Origin of the sequence: Pseudonocardia sp. Ae717_Ps2, assembly GCF_001932475.1 — a bacterium.
GTDB lineage: Bacteria > Actinomycetota > Actinomycetes > Mycobacteriales > Pseudonocardiaceae > Pseudonocardia.
In genome coordinates this window covers 5,773,503-5,791,034 of the sequence record NZ_MCIS01000001.1, presented here as the reverse complement: position 1 = coordinate 5,791,034, position 17,532 = coordinate 5,773,503, and the positions used below count along the sequence as shown (strand labels likewise).

General features: G+C 73.3%; 15 protein-coding genes. 8 read left to right on the top strand and 7 right to left on the bottom strand.

Annotated features, from left to right (window positions below; translation table 11 throughout):
* Window positions 1–3: 3 nt before the first annotated feature.
* From Ae717Ps2_RS26740 to Ae717Ps2_RS26725, 4 genes are read right to left on the bottom strand one after another with little or no spacing between them, the layout of a single operon-like run.
* Window positions 4–1,683 carry a nitric oxide synthase oxygenase gene (locus Ae717Ps2_RS26740; RefSeq protein WP_369804858.1) on the bottom strand — a complete coding sequence of 560 codons (1,680 nt, stop codon included), beginning with the start codon at window positions 1,681–1,683 and terminating at the stop codon, window positions 4–6.
* Window positions 1,684–1,699: 16 nt separating this feature from the next.
* A complete protein-coding gene (trmB, locus tag Ae717Ps2_RS26735) occupies window positions 1,700–2,512 on the bottom strand; it encodes a tRNA (guanosine(46)-N7)-methyltransferase TrmB (protein WP_075309334.1) in 813 nt (270 codons plus the stop codon).
* Window positions 2,505–3,503 carry a glycosyltransferase family 2 protein gene (locus Ae717Ps2_RS26730; RefSeq protein WP_020622862.1) on the bottom strand — a complete coding sequence of 333 codons (999 nt, stop codon included), beginning with the start codon at window positions 3,501–3,503 and terminating at the stop codon, window positions 2,505–2,507. Before Ae717Ps2_RS26730 ends, trmB begins: the two co-directional genes overlap by 8 nt.
* A 56-nt stretch (window positions 3,504–3,559) precedes the next feature.
* The gene (locus Ae717Ps2_RS26725) at window positions 3,560–4,525 is read right to left on the bottom strand and encodes a glycosyltransferase family 2 protein (protein ID WP_226361483.1); all 966 of its coding nucleotides are present in this window, start codon (window positions 4,523–4,525) and stop codon (window positions 3,560–3,562) included.
* Between the two features lie 252 nt (window positions 4,526–4,777).
* Between Ae717Ps2_RS26725 and Ae717Ps2_RS36420 the strand changes: the two genes are divergently transcribed.
* Together Ae717Ps2_RS36420 and Ae717Ps2_RS26715 are read left to right on the top strand one after the other, a co-directional pair.
* Window positions 4,778–5,479 (top strand): hypothetical protein, encoded by a 702-nt coding sequence (locus Ae717Ps2_RS36420; RefSeq protein WP_075309335.1) that lies wholly within the window; start codon window positions 4,778–4,780, stop codon window positions 5,477–5,479.
* A complete protein-coding gene (locus Ae717Ps2_RS26715; RefSeq protein ID WP_075334022.1) occupies window positions 5,469–5,819 on the top strand; it encodes a DUF6802 family protein in 351 nt (116 codons plus the stop codon). Before Ae717Ps2_RS36420 ends, Ae717Ps2_RS26715 begins: the two co-directional genes overlap by 11 nt.
* A gap of 17 nt (window positions 5,820–5,836) precedes the next feature.
* On the opposite strand, the gene Ae717Ps2_RS26710 is transcribed toward Ae717Ps2_RS26715, so the two are convergent.
* Entirely contained in the window at window positions 5,837–6,289 is a 453-nt protein-coding gene (locus tag Ae717Ps2_RS26710) for a hypothetical protein (RefSeq protein WP_075309337.1), read from the bottom strand.
* A gap of 79 nt (window positions 6,290–6,368) precedes the next feature.
* Window positions 6,369–6,962, bottom strand: coding sequence for a TetR/AcrR family transcriptional regulator (locus tag Ae717Ps2_RS26705; protein ID WP_020622343.1), 594 nt, complete (start codon window positions 6,960–6,962; stop codon window positions 6,369–6,371).
* Window positions 6,963–7,110: 148 nt separating this feature from the next.
* On the opposite strand from Ae717Ps2_RS26705, the gene Ae717Ps2_RS26700 reads away from it, so the two are divergent.
* The 5 genes from Ae717Ps2_RS26700 to Ae717Ps2_RS26680 all read left to right on the top strand — a co-directional run bounded on the left by Ae717Ps2_RS26700 (window position 7,111) and on the right by Ae717Ps2_RS26680 (window position 14,106).
* Window positions 7,111–8,730: an MFS transporter gene (locus Ae717Ps2_RS26700; RefSeq protein WP_075309338.1), complete on the top strand. Its 1,620-nt coding sequence runs from the start codon at window positions 7,111–7,113 to the stop codon at window positions 8,728–8,730.
* 217 nt (window positions 8,731–8,947) lie between these two features.
* Entirely contained in the window at window positions 8,948–9,340 is a 393-nt protein-coding gene (locus Ae717Ps2_RS26695) for a hypothetical protein (RefSeq protein ID WP_075312614.1), read from the top strand.
* A 340-nt stretch (window positions 9,341–9,680) separates the two neighbouring features.
* Window positions 9,681–11,501 carry a phosphoenolpyruvate carboxykinase (GTP) gene (locus Ae717Ps2_RS26690; protein WP_075334021.1) on the top strand — a complete coding sequence of 607 codons (1,821 nt, stop codon included), beginning with the start codon at window positions 9,681–9,683 and terminating at the stop codon, window positions 11,499–11,501.
* Window positions 11,502–11,746: 245 nt separating this feature from the next.
* On the top strand, window positions 11,747–13,930 hold the full coding sequence (locus Ae717Ps2_RS26685) for a carbon starvation CstA family protein (protein WP_083695407.1): 2,184 nt from the start codon (window positions 11,747–11,749) through the stop codon (window positions 13,928–13,930).
* Entirely contained in the window at window positions 13,927–14,106 is a 180-nt protein-coding gene (locus Ae717Ps2_RS26680) for a YbdD/YjiX family protein (RefSeq protein WP_060714194.1), read from the top strand. Before Ae717Ps2_RS26685 ends, Ae717Ps2_RS26680 begins: the two co-directional genes overlap by 4 nt.
* A gap of 32 nt (window positions 14,107–14,138) precedes the next feature.
* Here the strand turns inward: Ae717Ps2_RS26680 and Ae717Ps2_RS26675 are convergent, their stop codons facing one another.
* Window positions 14,139–14,981 (bottom strand): IS5 family transposase, encoded by an 843-nt coding sequence (locus Ae717Ps2_RS26675; RefSeq protein WP_075329730.1) that lies wholly within the window; start codon window positions 14,979–14,981, stop codon window positions 14,139–14,141.
* A gap of 455 nt (window positions 14,982–15,436) precedes the next feature.
* Between Ae717Ps2_RS26675 and Ae717Ps2_RS26670 the strand changes: the two genes are divergently transcribed.
* Window positions 15,437–17,530 carry a hypothetical protein gene (locus Ae717Ps2_RS26670; protein WP_075309340.1) on the top strand — a complete coding sequence of 698 codons (2,094 nt, stop codon included), beginning with the start codon at window positions 15,437–15,439 and terminating at the stop codon, window positions 17,528–17,530.
* Window positions 17,531–17,532: the final 2 nt, after the last annotated feature.

Sequence of the window (17,532 nt, the reverse complement as noted above, 5' to 3'; positions counted from 1 at the left end):
GGATCAGCCCTGGTCGTCGCGGGGCCGCAGGCCGTGCGGCTCCAGGAACGCCGGCCGCAGCTCCGGGTCGGGCTCGTCGTAGTAGCGGTGGAAGACCGGGGTCTGCGAGCCCGACATCGGCGGCACGATCCAGCTCCAGTCGGCCGGGCAGCGCCGTCCCGCGGCCTCCTCCTTCGCCAGAAAGGTCATGAAGCGCTCGGCCTCGCTGTGGTGGTCGGCCATGGTGACGCCGTCGGCGTCGAAGGAGTGGGTGACCGCGCGGACCAGCTCGACCATCGCCCGGTCCCGCCACATCGTGCGCACCGACCGGGTGTCGAGCCCGAGCCGCTTCGCGATCTCGGGCAGCAGGTCGTACCGGTCGGTGTCGGCGAGGTTGCGGGCGCCGACCTCGGTGTCGAGGTACCAGCCGTTGAACGGGGCGGCCGGGTACACGACCCCGCCGATCTCCAGCGGCATGTTGCTGATGGCGGGCACCGAGTGCCAGCGCAGCCCGAGCCGGGCGAACCACGGGTGCTCCGGGTGGCGCAGCGGGACCTCGTGCACGGCGTCCGGCGGCACGTCGAACAGCCGGGACCGCCCGTCCGGGCCGGTGATCAGCAGCGGCAGCACGTCGAACCGGCCCGCCGGCTGCGGCTGCGGCCACCCCATCCCGACGACGTGGTCGGTGAAGTCGGCCTGGCCGGGGTCCCCGGTGACGGTGCCGTCGGGGTTGCGGTGCCCGGCGTAGCGGACGAGCTGGTCGTTGCGGATCCGCGGGCCGGGACGCCCCGGGGCGTCCGGCGCGAACACCGTCATCGTCGAGCGGATCTTCCCGCCGCGGGTGGCGGCGCGCAGGTGCCCGACGCTCTCCTGCGCGACGTCGGCCGGGTCGTGCAGGTGGCGCAGGTCGCGGACCTGCAGCGACTGCCAGTACAGGCGCCCGATGCAGCGCGCGGAGTTCCGCCACGCCACCCGGGCGCCGAACACCAGCTCGTGCATGGTGTGGGTGTAGGTGCCGGACCGGTCGATCTCGGCACGGACCTGGCGCAGCCGGTCCGCCAGCGGGACACCCGGCTCGGTCTCCGCGTACACCTGGCGCAGGAACTCCTCGGCCGCGGCCGGGTCGACCGGGGCGGGATCCCGCTCGTCGGCGACGCCGGGGGGCGGCGGATGGCCGCCGGAGCGGCCGTGCCCGGTGACCGGGCAGCCGCCGGTGGCCTCCGCCGGGGATGCGACCCGGTTCTCCGCCGGCGGCGTGACACGGACGACCGTGGTCGCGGCGCCCGGGCCGTCGACCCGGGTGAGGAGGTGCTCGCGGCCTCCCGCGGTCGGGCGCTGCGCGGACTCGGGCGGCCCCTGCTCACGGGCCGGACCCCGTTCCCACGGCGCCGTCGGGGGCATCCAGGGCCGGTCGACGACCGTCGTCGCCTCCACCCCCGTCCGCGCCAGCGCGGTGGTCGCCTGCACGGGACCCTCGACCGGCCCGACCAGCGGGACCATCGACACCGACCGTCCGGACCGCTCCACGGCGGACTCCTCCGGCGCCTGGCCGGGGCCCTGACCCGGACCCGACGGAGCGCCCGACGGCGGGCCCGTCATCGGGCGGGGCGTCGGGCTCGGCCGGAACCCGGCCGGTCGGTCGACCGGCCGCTTCGGTGCCGCGGGAGCGGGGTGCGAGTTCTTGCCGTGCTCCACCGTCGTCACGGGCGTCCTTCGGGGGTCACTCGGGTGGGGATCCGGGTCGGGGGTGCTCCTGACCGTAGTCGGTCACTCTCCGTGTGTCACCGGCACCATGGGTGTGGTCGGCGATGTACAGCAGGTCACGAACCGGTCGTCCGTCCAGCCGGGCCCGGTCCTCGAACTTCGTGACCGGACGCCACGACGGGCGGTCCTGCCAGCCGTCCGACCGGAGCGGGAAGCGGTCGTCCGGGCGCAGCGACGGCTCCGCGGAGACCACCCGGCGCATCTGCTCGGCGTAGTGCGGCCAGTCGGTCGCCAGGTGCAGCAGGCCGCCGGGGCGCAGCCGCGACGCGGCCAGCGCGGCGAAGTCCGGCTGGATCAACCGGCGCTTGTGGTGTCGCCGCTTGGGCCACGGGTCGGGGAAGAAGATGCGCAGTCCGTCCAGCGAGGCCGGCGGCACGACCCGGGTGAGCAGCTCCACGGCGTCGCCGCGCAGCAGCCGCTGGTTGGTCAGGCCGCCCTGCTCGATCCGCATGAGCAGCTGGGCCAGGCCCGGCTCGAAGACCTCGACGGCGACGTGGTCGATCTCCGGCTCGGCCGTCGCGAGCGCCGCGGTCGTCTCGCCCATGCCGGACCCGATCTCCAGCACGACCGGAGCGGTCCGGCCGAACATCGCGGCCGGGTCCCAGACCCCGGCGGCCACGACGTCGTCGACCTCGGCGCCCCACGTCGACCACAGCCGGTCCCAGGCGGACTGCTGACCCTCGGAGAGCCGGACGCGCTGGTGGACGTAGGAGCGGATCCGGGTGTCGTGCGGGTGCGGGGCCTCCGGGGCGGTGGCCCGGTCAGGCACCGGTGTTCCGGCCCGCGGGCAGCCGCACGTGGGCGGTGGCGCCGGGCAGCCGGCCGCGGACGTAGCCCGCGGTGGTGACGCCGAGGCAGGCGACGATCGCGACGGCGGAGGCGGCGTTGCGCTCCTTCGCCTCGCGGATCACGCCCGCGGGCAGCACCTTCATCGTGTAGCTGCTCTCGGCGGACAGCGAGTCCCCGGTCCCGACGACCTTGGAGACGGCGGCCTTGGAGATGCCCTCGGCCCAGCCGCGGCGCAGCAGGTAGCGCCAGGAGACCCGGTCGTCGGACACCCGGTGGTCGACGGCGGCGCGCGGCTCGAACAGGATGCGCGGGTTCCGGCCGTCGGCGACGTAGGCCTGCCGGGCCCGGATGCAGAGCTCGGTCTCCTCGCAGCCCAGCGGGTTCTTGCCGATCCGGCCCATGTCCTCGGCGAACCCGCCGACGCGGGTGAACACCTCGGCGCGCAGGGACATGTTGCAGCCCATGAGGTTGCGCATCTCCGCGCGCTCGGTGGGCTGGCCGGTGTAGGTGCAGCCGACGACCCAGTCGAGCTCGCCGGTGGCGTTCGGGTCCCCGGGGGCGGCACCGGGCAGGGTCCGCGGTCGCCCGTCGGGCCACTTCGGGTGGGCGATCCCGCCGACGCCGATGACGTCCGGGTCCTCGTACGGGGCGAGGAGCGCGCGCAGCCAGCCGGGGCGGGCCGCGGCGTCGTCGTCGAGGAAGACGACGACCTCGCCGGAGGCCAGCTCGACCGCGGTGTTGCGGGCGCCGGACAGGCCCTGCTTCTTCTCGTTCGCGACGACCACCACCCCGAGCGGCCCGAACTCGCGCTCGGCCCGCTCCCGCAGGCGCTCGTTGTGGTCGACGACGACGATCGTCTCCAGCGGGGTCACGTCCTGGTCGAGAACCGAGTCGACGGCGGCCTTGATGTCGAACCAGCGCTTCTCGGTGTAGACGCAGACGACCACGGTGGCGGTCGGCAGGGCGCTCACGTGCAATCGCTCCTCATGGTGCTGCGGACCGGCGGGGGCGGCCGGTACGAGCAGCGTCAGCGGGCGTAGCCGGACGCCTTGCGGCGCTGCTCCATGCGACGGTGCTCGGCCATCAGGGTACGCAGCACCCGGGTGCCGTCGGCGAAGGTCCGCAGGTTGGTCTCGCCGAACATGCGCTCCCGCTCGACCGACGGCACCTCGGTGATCGTCAGGTCGGCCGCGGCGACGCGGCAGTTCAGCACGGTCTCGATCTCGAAACCGTCGCCCCAGAGCATCGAGCCGTCCTCGGGCTGCGGCGCCGCCGGGTCCGGGAGCTCGAGCTGCGGCAGCAGGTCGGCCCAGAAGGCGTTGTAGCCGTAGCAGAGGTCGGAGTACTTGGTGCCGAACAGCCGGTTCGCGACGGTGTTCAGCCCGGCGTTGCCGGACTTGCGCAGCAGCGTGATGTCGTCCGAGCCGCCGCCCTTGCAGAACCGGCTGCCCTTGGCGAAGTCGGCGCCCTTGACCAGCGCGTTCACGAAGGCCGGGATCTCGTTCGGGTCGGCCGAGCCGTCGGCGTCGAACATGACGATGACGTCACCGGTCGCGGCGGTGAAACCGCAGGCCATCGCGTTGCCCTTGCCCTTGCGGGTCTGGGTGATGACGCGCGCCCAGGGCAGCGTGCGCCGCGCGACGGCGACCGTGTTGTCGGTCGAGTTGCCGTCGACGACGATGACCTCGTGCACGGCCGGCCGCACCGCGGCGATGGCCGGCAGCACGATCTCCAGGTTCCGGGCCTCGTTGCGGGTCGGCACGATCACCGACACCGCCGGGTTCGCGCTGCGGCGCGGAGCCGGGCGGGGCCGCGGGCGACGGAAGCCCTCGGGTCCCTCCGGCTGCGACGCCAGCGGAGCGCGCCCGCCGGGTCGGGCAGGGCTCGCCGGGAACGGCGACTGTCCGGCACCGGCACCGTTCTGACGCCCGGGGCGCGCGGGGGCGCTCGCATCGGGCGTGACGGTCTGGCGGGCGGGCGTAACGGCGCTCACACTTCCTCCATACAGGTCCGCTTACTCGTCCAACGACGCGATCACGGTCCGGTTGCGGTTCTGGTGTCGGGCGTCTTGGGTATTGCCCGATCAGTGGACGTCCCTCGGGCCCGTGGGGTTGCCCCGGTCGGCTGATTCGTCCGTGTCCACGCTGCGGTTCACCCTTGCCCATGAAAGGGGACGGCGATCACCCGGGTCCGCTGCGCAGTCCTACGGATCCGCCCCGGAGCGGTCCACCCGACACTGGCGGGCATGGACCGGGAACCACCCTCGGGCAGCATCGGGCCGCCGCTGCGCACCGCGCTCGACCAGGCCCGTGTCGATCTTCTCGCGACACTGTCGGTGCAGGTCGACGGCCTGGCGGCGCACGCGGTCCGGCGCGCGGGCCGGGCCGGCGACCTCCGGTGGTGGACGGTCGCGCTCGACGGTCCTGCCCGCACCCTCGACGACGCCTGGGCGCGCCGCAGCGGACCGGTCCTGCGCCGCCGTGCAGTCGCAACCGCGCTACGACATCAGGGCGTTGGAGTGATTCACATCACTCACGGTGCGTCACTGTCGGGTGGTCGGGCTCTCACCGCCGCGGCGGCCCGGGCGCTCGCCGTCGCACCGGGCCGGGAGCGCGGGGCATGGTCCGGGGCGGTCCTGTCCGGGTCGGCGGTGTCGGTGCTCTCGATCCTCCTGGCGGTCGGGCGCCTGCTCCCGGTCGCGGGCCCCGGCGCGCCGCTCGCCCTGGCCGGGTTCGTCCTGCTGGCGGGAGCACTCGTCGCGGCCCGGGTGCGGGCGGTGCGCTCGGCCCGCGACCGCGCGCTGGCCCGGCGGGTGCGCGACGCGGTGCTGACCGCCGCGGACCGCGAGCTGGCGGCGTGGATCGCGGCCGCGGAGTGGGCGTCGACGGGCCCGGCCGTGTCGCGGCGGGCGTCGTGCCGCCCCGGGGAGCCGGCCCGTGCGCACTGAGCTGCCGGTGCCGGTCGGGAACACGGCGCGGGTCGGGAGTACGGCGCGGGTCGGGAGTACGGCGCCGGTCGGGAGCAGGACGCCGGTCGGGAGCACGGTGCTGGCGGGCGCGGTTGTCGCGGCATCGCTGCCCGTCCCCTGGTGGGTGCGGGTGCCCCGGGCCCGGTCCGGTGTCGCGGGGTCGGTCCCGGTGTCCGGGCCGGCCGCCCGGGACGGCGACGGCGACGGCGTCGCGGAGACCCTCGTCGTCGAGACGGAGCGGGGCCCGGAGTTCTGGACCGACCTCGACGGCGACGGTCTCGCCGACGTGGTGACCGGTCTGCCCGGCTCCCCCGGTTGAGTCCCGGGGGCCCGGGGTCAGTCCTCGGGCTGCTCGGCCGGGGTGCGGCCCTCGCTGTCGGTGTTCGCGTCGCGCCGGAACCGGCCGACGCCGCGGCGCTGCTCGGCGATCGAGCGGTCGATGTCGGCCGACACCTTCTGCTGGCGCCGCCGCTCGCGGATGCGGAGCAGGACGAGCATCGAGATGCCGTAGGCGATCCCGACGACCAGCAGCACGACGCCGATCTTGAACACGATCTGCTGGACGCCGGTGATGCTGTCGATGTCGATGACCGAGATCATCCCCAGCACGCCGAGAGTCAGCAGATGGAACAGCACCACGAGCAGCCGGTTGATGGAGTGCGACGTCTCCTTGCTCTGGAAGACGTCCTCCAGGAACGGCTGCCCGGTGCGCAGCAGGATCTGACCGACCCCGACCGTGATCGCGACACCGACCACGACCAGCGCGAGATAGCCGCCGGTTCCCTCCACAGTGGGCCCCTCCCCGTGCGAGTACAGGACAGGAGACTACCCCGCGCGACCGGTTCCACGCGTTCTGTGCACGACGGGATCACCCGGGCCGGGAACGGGCTGCCAGCAGCGTCCGCAGGGTGTCGAGGAGCTCCTCGGTCGAGACCCCGCCGGTGAGCGGCGCGCCGGTCAGGGTGCGCAGGTAGAGGCCGTCCCCGACGAGCTGTACCAGCCAGGCCAGGACCGGGTCGTCGATCTCCTCGGACAGCGCGGCGAGCCCGTCGGCGTCGACGTCGGCCAGTGCGGTCCGGGCGGCCTCCCCTGAGGTGCTGCCGTCGGCGACGCGCAGGGTCGCGAGGTAGGTGCGGGTCAGTCCGACCGGCGACTCGTGGCCCGGCACCGAGGTGCGCAGGTAGTAGGCCACGGTGCCGGCGGCGTCGGACCGCATGAGCTCCGCGTCGCGGGCGCTGCGTTCGCGCAGTCGCGCCAGCAGGCCGCTGACCAGCGCCTCCTTGGAGCTGAAGTGGTAGAGCAGCCCGCCCTTGGACACCTCGGCCGCCGCCGCCACCGCGTCGAGGGTCGCGCCGCCGGGGCCCTGCTCGATCAGCAGCGTCTCGTACGCGTCGAGGACCCGGTCGCGGGTCGAGCCCGGTCCCCGTGTCCCCGCGTTCCGTCGTTCGGACTGGGACGCCATGGGCGAAGCCTAGTGCCAGTGCCCCGCCTCACAGTCCCGGCCGGGAATGGACTGTACCGTCTGGACGGTATAAAGATGTACCGTCTGGACGGTAAAGACGCGTCCGGATCAGGGCCCGACGGAACGACGAGTGCAAGGGAGAACGGCGATGTCACGGCCGGAGGTCGGCGCACGGGGCGCGGCGAGGGACAGGGGCGGGCCGGACGTGGTGCCGCTGCCCGGGCTGCGCGCCTGGCTCGCACTCGCGGTGCTCGCCATCCCCACGCTGCTGGTGTCGATCGACAACACGGTGCTCGGCGTGGCACTGCCGGAGCTCTCCGCCGCGCTCCGCCCGGACGCGGCGACGCTGCTGTGGGTCGTCGACGTCTACCCGCTGGTGCTGGCCGGGCTGCTGGTCACGATGGGAACCCTCGGTGACCGGATCGGCCGCCGCCGGCTGCTGATGATCGGCGTCGCCGGCTTCGGCGTGGTCTCGCTGCTCGCCGCGTTCGCGACCTCGGCCGCCCAGCTCGTCGCGGCGCGCGCCCTGCTCGGCGTGTTCGGCGCGATGCTGATGCCCTCCACGCTGGCGCTACTGCGGTCGGTGTTCCTCGACCGGACCCACCGCAGGCTCGCGCTGGCGATCTGGGCGACCGGGTTCGCCGCGGGCGCGGCGCTCGGCCCGATCGTCGGCGGGCTGCTGCTCGAGCACTTCTGGTGGGGCTCGATCTTCGTGATGAGCGTGCCGCCGATGGCGCTGCTGCTCGTCGTCGCGCCGCTGGTGGTGCCGGAGTCGCGGGAGACCGAGCCGGGCCGGCTGGACCTGGTCGGCGTGGTGCTGTCGCTGCTGACGATGGGACCGCTGGTCCTGGCGCTGAAGCTGGCCGGGTCCGCGGGCGGGGTGACCCCCGCCGTCGTCGCGTCGGTGCTGGTGGGTGTCGGCGCGGGCACCGCGTTCCTCGCCCACTACCGGCGGCGCGTGCGGCGCGGCCTGGACCCGCTGATCGACCTGGAGCTGTTCGCCCGCCCGGTGCTGCGGCACAGCGCGCTGGCCAACGCCACCACCATGTTCGGCCTCACCGGGCTGCTGTTCTTCTCCGCCCAGTACCTCCAGCTGGTCGTCGGGTACTCGCCGCTGCAGGCGGGCCTGCTCCTGCTGCCGGGCTTCGTGGTGACGGTCGTGGCCGGGCTCGCCGCCGCGCGGCTGGCCCGCCGGTTCGCGCTGCACCAGCTCGTCGCGACCGGGCTCGCGCTCGTCCTGACCGGCTACGTGGCCTGCCTGTTCCTGCAGGTGGACTCGGCCGTCGTGCTGCTGATGTCGGCCGCGGTGCTGATCGGCGCGGGGATCGGGCTGTCCGAGACCGTCACCAACGACGCGATCCTGGCGGCCGCCCCGCCGGAGAAGGCCGGTGCCGCGGCCGCGGTCTCCGAGACCGCCTACGAGGTCGGTGCGGTGCTCGGCACCGCACTGATCGGCGGGGTGCTGTCCGCGGTGTACCGGGCGGGCGTCGTGCTCCCCGACGGGACTCCGTCCTCGGCCGGGGAGACCCTCGGCGGGGCGGCGGACGTCGCCACGACGATGCCCGCCGACGCCGCCGCGGCCCTGCTGGCCTCCGCACGGGAGGCGTTCGTGCACGGGGTGGACGTCGCGTCCGGGACGGCGGCGGTCGTCGTCGCCGTGGTGCTGGTGACGGCCGGGCTCGGCCTGCGCCGCGCGCACCGGGACGTCCTGGCGGCCGGTGCCTCCGCGGTGGACGCCGACGCCGAGCCCGCGGGCGCCCGCCACTGACCGCTCGTCGCGGGGTGTGAGCGACGAGTGACCACCCGTGACGGTCACGGGTGACCGTCCGGCCGCCCGGACGGGTGGTTCCGGCGACGCGCGGCCCCGTCGGACGCTCGTTCGGCGGATCCGGTGTGCACCGGCTGGTTCACTACGGCTCGTCCGCGACGACCGGCACCGACGATCGGTGCCGGTCGTCGGTGCCGACTCCACACGGGAGACAGCCGTGCCGTACGAGGTGGTCAGCGCCTACACCCTGGTGCTCGGGGAACACCCCGGCGACGTCGTGGAACCCGACCCCGGGGACCCGGATGCCGGGGGTGCCGTCGCGGGTCGTCCGGAGGTCTCGATCCACACCACCGCCGAGGACGCCTGGCGCGCGCTCGACGCCGGCGTCCGCGAGCGCTGCGGGATGCGGCCCCGGCCGCGCCGGGTGATCGACCCGGACGCCGTCGTGCGGCTCGCCGACGCCTGGCGGGCCGGTGACCCCGGCGCCCGGTACTGGCAGGTGACCGCCCACCGGCTGCCGATCATGGTCCCGGAGCTCGCGCTCCGTCGCAACCGTGCGCTGACCCCTTCCGTTCTCGAAAGCCCTAAGTGCGTTCCGAGAACGCGTTGAAGCGGTCGCTTCCGGTCTGCGGGTGAATTTCGGCGACGTTTCTCCGAGAATGTGCGTGCCGATGTCACGGACCGTCGGCGAATCTGTCACCGGGAACAGGTTGCGTTCGTGTGACATGGCTGTCACCTGGGCGGACATCGCCGTCGTCCAGCGCGTACTGGATCGATTTACATGATCGGTGCTGTGCCTGACCTCTCAACTCCACCCGTGGGTGGCGCACTATTTCGCAGGTAGCCTCGGAAACCACCTTTTCCCGTCTGGGCCCGTCACCGACTCCGGTCGCGGGCTCGTCGTAGTTCCCCCGGTGGCGGGCCGGGGCCGGCGAGGAGAACAGGACGACATGACTGCAGCGACCGTTCCGGGCACCGACAAGGCACCGACCACCAACCAGGGCGTCGCGGCCTGGGTCCAGGAGATCGCCGAGCTGGCCACCCCGGATCGCGTCGTGTGGTGCGACGGTTCGGACGAGGAGTGGACCCGGCTCACCGACCAGCTGGTCGAGGCGGGGACCCTCACGCGCCTGGAGAAGAAACCCAACTCCTTCTACGCCGCCTCCGACCCCGACGACGTCGCGCGGGTCGAGGAGCGGACCTTCATCTGTACCGAGACCGAGCGCGGCGCGGGCCCGACCAACAACTGGGCCGACCCGGCCGAGATGAAGCGGACCATGACCGAGCTGTACCGCGGCTCGATGAAGGGCCGGACGATGTACGTCGTCCCGTTCTGCATGGGGCCGACCGACTCGGACGACCCGAAGATCGGCATCGAGATCACCGACTCCGAGTACGTCGTGATCTCCATGAAGATCATGACCCGGATGGGTGCGCAGGTCGTCCCGCTGCTCGACGTCGCGGGTGACCGGTGGGTCAAGGCGCTGCACTCGATCGGCGCCCCGCTCGCCGATGGACAGGCCGACGTGCCGTGGCCGTGCAACGAGACCAAGTACATCAGCCACTTCCCCGAGACCTGGGAGATCTGGAGCTACGGCTCCGGCTACGGCGGCAACGCCCTGCTCGGCAAGAAGTGCTACGCGCTGCGCATCGCCTCGGCGATGGCCCACGACGAGGGCTGGCTCGCCGAGCACATGCTGATCCTCAAGCTCATCAGCCCGGAGGAGAAGGCCTACTACGTCGCGGCGGCCTTCCCGAGCGCCTGCGGCAAGACCAACCTGGCGATGCTGCAGCCGACCATCCCCGGCTGGCGCGCCGAGACCGTCGGTGACGACATCGCCTGGATGCGCTTCGGTGAGGACGGCCGGCTCTACGCCATCAACCCGGAGTTCGGCTTCTTCGGTGTCGCGCCGGGCACCAACTGGAAGACCAACCCCAACGCGATGCGCACCATCGAGGAGGGCAACGCGCTCTTCACCAACGTCGCGCTGACCGACGACGGCGACGTCTGGTGGGAGGGCCTGGAGGGCGACCCCCAGCACCTCACCGACTGGAAGGGCAACGACTGGACCCCCGAGTCCGGCACCGACGCCGCGCACCCGAACTCGCGCTACACCGTGCCGATCGCACAGTGCCCGGTCGTCGCGCCGGAGTGGCAGGACCCGAACGGCGTGCCGATCTCGGCCATCCTGTTCGGCGGCCGCCGCAAGACCACGATCCCGCTGGTCACCGAGGCCCGCAGCTGGCAGCACGGCACCTTCATGGGCGCCACCATGTCCTCGGAGAAGACCGCGGCCGCGGCCGGCGGCCTCGGCCAGGTCCGCCGCGACCCGATGGCGATGCTGCCGTTCCTCGGCTACAACGTCGGCGACTACTTCGCGCACTGGGTGAACCTCGGCAAGAGCGCCGACGCCGAGAAGCTCCCGAAGATCTTCTACGTCAACTGGTTCCGCCGCGGCGAGGACGGTCGCTTCCTGTGGCCCGGCTTCGGTGAGAACAGCCGCGTCCTCAAGTGGTGCATCCAGCGCATGGAGGGCACGGCGGCCGCCGTCGACACCCCCATCGGCTTCGTGCCCACCGTGGACCAGATCGACATCGAGGGTGTCGACGCCGAGCGCGCCGACGTCGAGGAGGCCCTGGCGGTCGACGTCGAGGAGTGGAAGGCCGAGATCCCGCTGATCGAGGAGTGGTTCGCCAAGATCGGCGACGACAACCTCCCGACCTCGATCCGCGACGAGTTCGAGGCCCTGAAGCAGCGCCTCGGCGCCTGACCCACCGCGGCCCCGGCCGCGCGAGACCCACGGAGCCCCCGCACACCGTCGTGTGCGGGGGCTCCGTGCTGTCCCTGCGCGGGTACGTGAGGTGGGTGTCCCCGGATCGGGGAGGACGCGGCCGGTCGAGACTCGGTAACGGTGTCCCCGGACCGGTGACAGGCAACGTTGCCCGACGTAACGTTCCCGATCGGGCCGGCCCCACGACGGCGTCGGTCGCGCACGGTGCACGAGCGGGGGACGGCATGGTCACGACGGAGCGACCGGGAGAACCGGGGACCGGGGGGACGGGCACGACCCGTCGTCGCGACCCGAGGCAGATCGCGATCTGGGTCGCGGTGGCGGTGGTGGGCGCGATCGCCTGGTCGATCGTCGCGTTCGCCCGCGGCGAGGAGATCTCCGCGGCCTGGCTGGTGTTCGCCGCCGTCGCGTCCTACGCGATCGCCTACCGCTTCTACTCCCGCTTCATCGCCCACCGCGCGTTGCGCGTGGACGACACCCGCGCCACACCGGCCGAACGACTCGACGACGGGCAGGACTTCCAGCCCACCGACCGGCGGGTGCTGTTCGGTCACCACTTCGCGGCCATCGCCGGCGCGGGCCCGCTGGTCGGCCCGGTGCTCGCGGCACAGATGGGCTACCTGCCCGGCACGATCTGGATCATCGTCGGGGTCGTGTTCGCGGGCGCGGTCCAGGACATGGTCACGCTGTTCTTCTCCACCCGCCGCAGCGGGCGCAGCCTCGGCCAGATGGCCCGCGAGGAGATCGGGCCGGTCGGCGGGACGGCGGCCATCGTCGCCGTCCTCGCCATCATGGTGATCCTGCTGGCGGTGCTGGCGCTGGTCGTCGTCCAGGCCCTGGCCGACTCGCCGTGGGGCACGTTCTCGCTCGCGATGACGATCCCGATCGCCCTGTTCATGGGCTTCTACCTGCGCTACCTGCGCCCGGGGAAGATCATCGAGGTCTCGGTGCTCGGCGTCGCGCTGATGCTGCTGGCCATCGTCGGCGGCGGCTGGGTGCAGAACTCGTCCTGGGGCGAGGTCTTCCACCTGACCGCGAACCAGCTGACCCTCGCGCTGGTGGTCTACGGCTTCGCCGCCTCGGTGCTGCCGGTCTGGATGCTGCTCGCGCCGCGCGACTACCTGTCGTCGTTCATGAAGGTCGGCGTGGTCGTGCTGCTCGCCGCCTCGATCCTGCTGGCCTGGCCGTCGCTGCAGATGGACGCGCTGACCCGGTTCGCCTCCGACGGGCAGGGCCCGGTCGCGGCGGGCTCGCTGTTCCCGTTCGTCTTCATCACCATCGCCTGTGGTGCCCTGTCCGGGTTCCACGCCCTGGTGGCCTCGGGCACGACGCCGAAGCTGATCCAGAAGGAGTCCCAGATCCGGGTCATCGGCTACGGCGCGATGCTCACCGAGTCCTTCGTCGCGATCATGGCGCTGGCCGCGGCCTGCATCCTCGACCCCGGCCTCTACTTCGCGATGAACATGCCCGCGACGGTGCTCGGGCCGACCGTCGAGACCGCCTCCGCCGCGGTGGCGCAGATCGGGTTCACCATCTCCCCGGCCGACCTCACCGCGGCCGCGCAGGCCGTGGAGGAGCACACACTGGTCGGCCGCTCCGGCGGGGCGCCGACCCTGGCCGTCGGGCTGTCGACGGTGTTCTCCCAGGTGCTCGGCGGCGACGCGATGCGCGCCTTCTGGTACCACTTCGCGATCATGTTCGAGGCGCTGTTCATCCTCACCACGGTGGACGCAGGCACCCGCGTCGGACGTTTCATCCTGCAGGACACGATCGGCAACGTGGTGCCGCGCTTCCGCGACACCAGCTGGCGGCCGGGCGCCTGGATCTGCAGCGCCGTCATCGTCGGGGCCTGGGGCTACCTGCTCTACGCCGGCGTCAACGACCCGCTGGGCGGCATCTACCAGCTCTTCCCGCTGTTCGGCATCGCCAACCAGCTGCTCGCCGCCGTCGCACTGGCCGTCTGCACCACGCTGCTGATCCGCTCCGGCCGTGCCCGCTACGCACCGATCACGCTGGTCCCGCTGGTGTTCGACGCCGTCGTCACCCTGACCGCGAGCTACCAGAAGATCTTCTCCGACAACCCCAAGCTCGGGTTCTGGGCCCAGCGCGACCAGTACCAGGCCGCGCTCGACGCCGGGAAGACGAGCCTGGGCACCGCCAGGACCGTCGAGGCCATGCAGAAGGTGGTGGTGAACACGACCGTCGACACCGTGCTCACCGCCCTGTTCGCGCTGCTCATCGTGATCGTCCTGGCCGACTCGGTCCGGGTGTGGGTCGCCGCGCTGCGCGGACGCCCGCTGCCCGGCGGCTCCGAGGACCCGTACGTCGAGTCCCGGATCCAGGCCCCTGCCGGGCTGATCCCCACCCGCTCCGAACGCGCGCTCGCCAGGGCCGGGGACTCCGGATGAGCCGGCTCCGGGCGTTCTGGACGTTCGTGCGCGAGCTCGCCGGGGAGCGCGACTACGAGCGGTACCTGGCCCATCGGGCGGCCCACCACCCCGGTGCGCCGGTGCTGGGCGAGCGCGAGTTCTGGCGGGAGCGGACCGACCGCCAGGACCGTGTTCCCTCCGCCCGCTGTTGCTGATCGGGTAAGAGGTCGCGCGGATTGATGGATGATCATGGGCGGCGGTGTGGTCGGCTGTCCCAGCGGTGCGTGGTCCAGGCCTGCCGGATCAGGCTACGGAGTGTGATGATGGTGTCGGCGAGGTCGAAGAACGCGTCGACGACGGTTTCGCGGCGTTCGTAGCAGCGCTGCAGCCGGTTGAAGCTGTTGTGCCAGGCGTTGGTGCGCTCGATGTGCCAGCGTTGGGTGGCCTGGATCGGTGCTTTCTCGCCCTTGCGCGCGATCTCGCTGTGCAGGCCCCGTTCGGTGAGTGTGTCGCGGGTCTTACCGGAGTCATAGCCGGCGTCGAGGTGCACGGTGATGTCGTCGGGCAGCGGGCCGAGAGCGTCGAGGTGGTCGAGAGTGGGGCCCAGTAGCGGGGAGTCGTGGCGGTGTGCCCCGGCCAGGACCCGGCCCAGTGGGATGCCATGGCCCTCGACGAGCACCGATCGCTTCATGCCCTGTTTACGCCGGTCAACCGGTGACGGTCCGGCGACCTCACCGCCGCCGGGGGCCTTGGTGATGGCGCCGTCGACGGCAACGTCGTCAAGCAACAGGCCGACGATGCGGTCGTAGGCGTCCAGGGCGATCCGGCGTAGCTGGGCGAAGACCCCGAGCCGGATCCACTCGTCACGGCGATCGCGGATGGTGGTCGCCGAGCAGGTGCTGTCGGAGACGCCCTGATACGGGCAGCCGAACCGCAGCACCTGCAGGAGCTTGTCGAACACGACCCGATCCGCGATCCGGCGGCGGTGACAGCCCCACGGATGAGTGGGATCGAACTCGACCCGGGGCGGCAGCAGCGCGGCGAACTGGTCCCACAACGGCTCGGTCAACCATGATGGCAGGGCGGGCACGCGGCCTCCAGACGATCACGAAGAGTCAACAACTTCATGATCGACAGGCCCGTGCCCGCCCCTCACCATCGACACCCGGCCGCGACCCAGCTGTGATCAATCCGCGCGACCTCTAAATTCACTCCGATGGGGCAGTGTTTGAACTGCCTCGGTCGCTCAGTGTGGACAGCGAAGGACGCCGAAAGGGGCGACGTTGCCCGGTCTCGACGAGATCGGCCCAGCGTAGAGCCCTGACCGGTAGCCTTTCGCGGGAAATCGGGGACGTCCGAACGGCGATCCCGCACCCGCCGTGTACCCCGAACGGGACACGGCTCCGTCGCTCCTCGTGACGGCGGCCGGCCGGTCCCGGCCGGACGATCACGGCGGAGGCGGAACACCGGGCCGTCCACGGCGATACACACCGTGAACGTCGTCCCCGGGGCGACGACACGGGTACGGCGGAGGTGTGAGACGAGATGCTGGACGTCCGGGTGTCCGAGGACACGGACATCGACGCGCTCGTCGCGTTCGTCGAAGGGCTGGCGTCGGCCGGCCGCGGCGGAGGGGCACCGCGGGCGGCGGCGGCGCGGATCACCGCCGAACTGCGCGCCGGCCGGGTGCCGGCCGGTCTGCGGACCCTGTCGACCGCGCTGGGGGCCGCGGCCCCGCCGCGCTCCGAGGAGGACCCCGCCCACCCGTCGACACTGCTCGGCGTGGTGGCCGAGGAGCCGCTCGTCGTGCTCTCCGACAGCAGCCCCGGCGAGCTCGCCAGGGCGCTGGCCGAGCTGACCGGCTACGGCATGCGCGTCCTGCTGACCGGTGCGTCCGCCGAGCGGGTCGCCGCGGTGCACGACTCGCTGCCGGTGAGCGTGGAGGGCCGGGTCGCCACCTCGTTCCCGGAGCTGCCGGTCCGCGAGCTGCAGCGGCTGCGCCGCCTGCTGGCCCGGGTCGGCGCGGACCGCACCGCCCGGCGCGGCCAGCGCCTCCCCGACTCCGACGGCATGCCCGACCCGGCCGACGTAGCGGGCTGCTGCGAGCGGGCCGCACGGGTCGTGGCCGGCGCCGAGACCGGCGAGGCCCGGATCGTTCCCGGTCTGCTGCGCGACCTCGACGCCGCCCGGCGCGGGGCCGTCACCCAGGTCTCCCGGTGCGTCCTGGGCTCGCTGGAGGCCATCGCCGCGGCCCCGGACGCCGACCGGCTGCGCGAGGTCGTCGGTCGGCTGGTCCACCAGGGACTGCGCGCCGAGTTCGAGGCGCTGCAGGGGCACGCGGCCCGCCAGCGCGACGACCGCGCCCGGCACGCCGCCGGTCCCACGGTCGAGATCGTGGAGCCGCTGCCCCAGGGCGGCGCCGACGTCGTCCGCCGCTACCTGGACTTCCTCGACTCCGGCGGCCGGACCCGGTCCTACTTCCGCCCGCAGGAGCAGAAGGACGCCGAGCCGCACCTGCGCCGCTTCCGTGTCGGCGGGGAGGCCCCGCAGACCTACGACCACGTGGTCGCGATCGTCCGGCACCTCGACCTGGCGCGCCGCGACGACGAGATCGCGCGGCTGTGCGCGGTGCTGGGCCTGCCGATCCCGCGGGACCCCTCCGAGCTGCCCGCGCTCACCGACACCCTGGACCGGGTGGCGGCGACCGCCCGGTCGGTCGGCGCGCTGCGCCACGACGTGCTGTTCCTGCAGCAGGACTCCCCGGTCTCGGTGCCGGACCTGGCCGCCGCCGAGCGGGTCGCCCGCGCGATCGTCGACTACGACGAGCACGGCGACCCCGCCGAGGCCGCCGACGAGCTGGAACGCCTGGCCGCCACCTGCGCCGACCGGGTGCCCTACGGGGCACGGGCGCCGGAGCACGACGCCGTCGTGGACGCGCTGCGGGCACACGACCCGCAGGCCTACGCCGACGCGCTCGAAGAGCTCGACCGTGCCCGGCGCGAGGTCGCCGACCGCGACGAGCTGGACCGGCTGCTCGGCGAGCTCGCCCGGACCCACCCGCAGCTCGCCGAGACCTGGGCGGCCGACGCCGGCCGTGGCGTCCCCGGCTTCGGCCTGGTCGTCTGCGAGCCCCTCGACGACGTCCTCGGCGCGCTGCCCCCGGCGGACACCGCCGACCTGGTGGTCGTGCTGGGTGCGGGCGCGATGCAGGCCGACGGGCTGCTGCTGACCGCGGCGGCGCCGCGGATGCTCGCCGTCGTCGGGGACGAGCCGCGGGCCGCCTCGTCCGGGACGACCCTGCTCGAGGTGCTGAACCAGGCCTCGGCGCGGTTCCTGCGCGGCACCGGGGACCGCACCGCCGCCGCGCGGCCGGGCCCCGGGGCCCCGGTCGTGCCGCCGCTGCCGTCGGTCCCCGCCGCCCGGACGGCCGCGGAGGCACCGGAGGTCCCGGTCACCGTCCCGGTGCAGGCCGGACAGGCAGGCGCCCACGAGACCGTCGACCCGTCGGTGCCCGCGCCGCGCCCGGCCCCGCGCGGGTCGGACACGACCCCGCACGACGACGAGCCGTCCCGCCCGTCGACGCCGTCGGCCATGGCACCGGGCCCGCGCCCGGCGGTCACGGGCGGCCGGGACGACTGAGC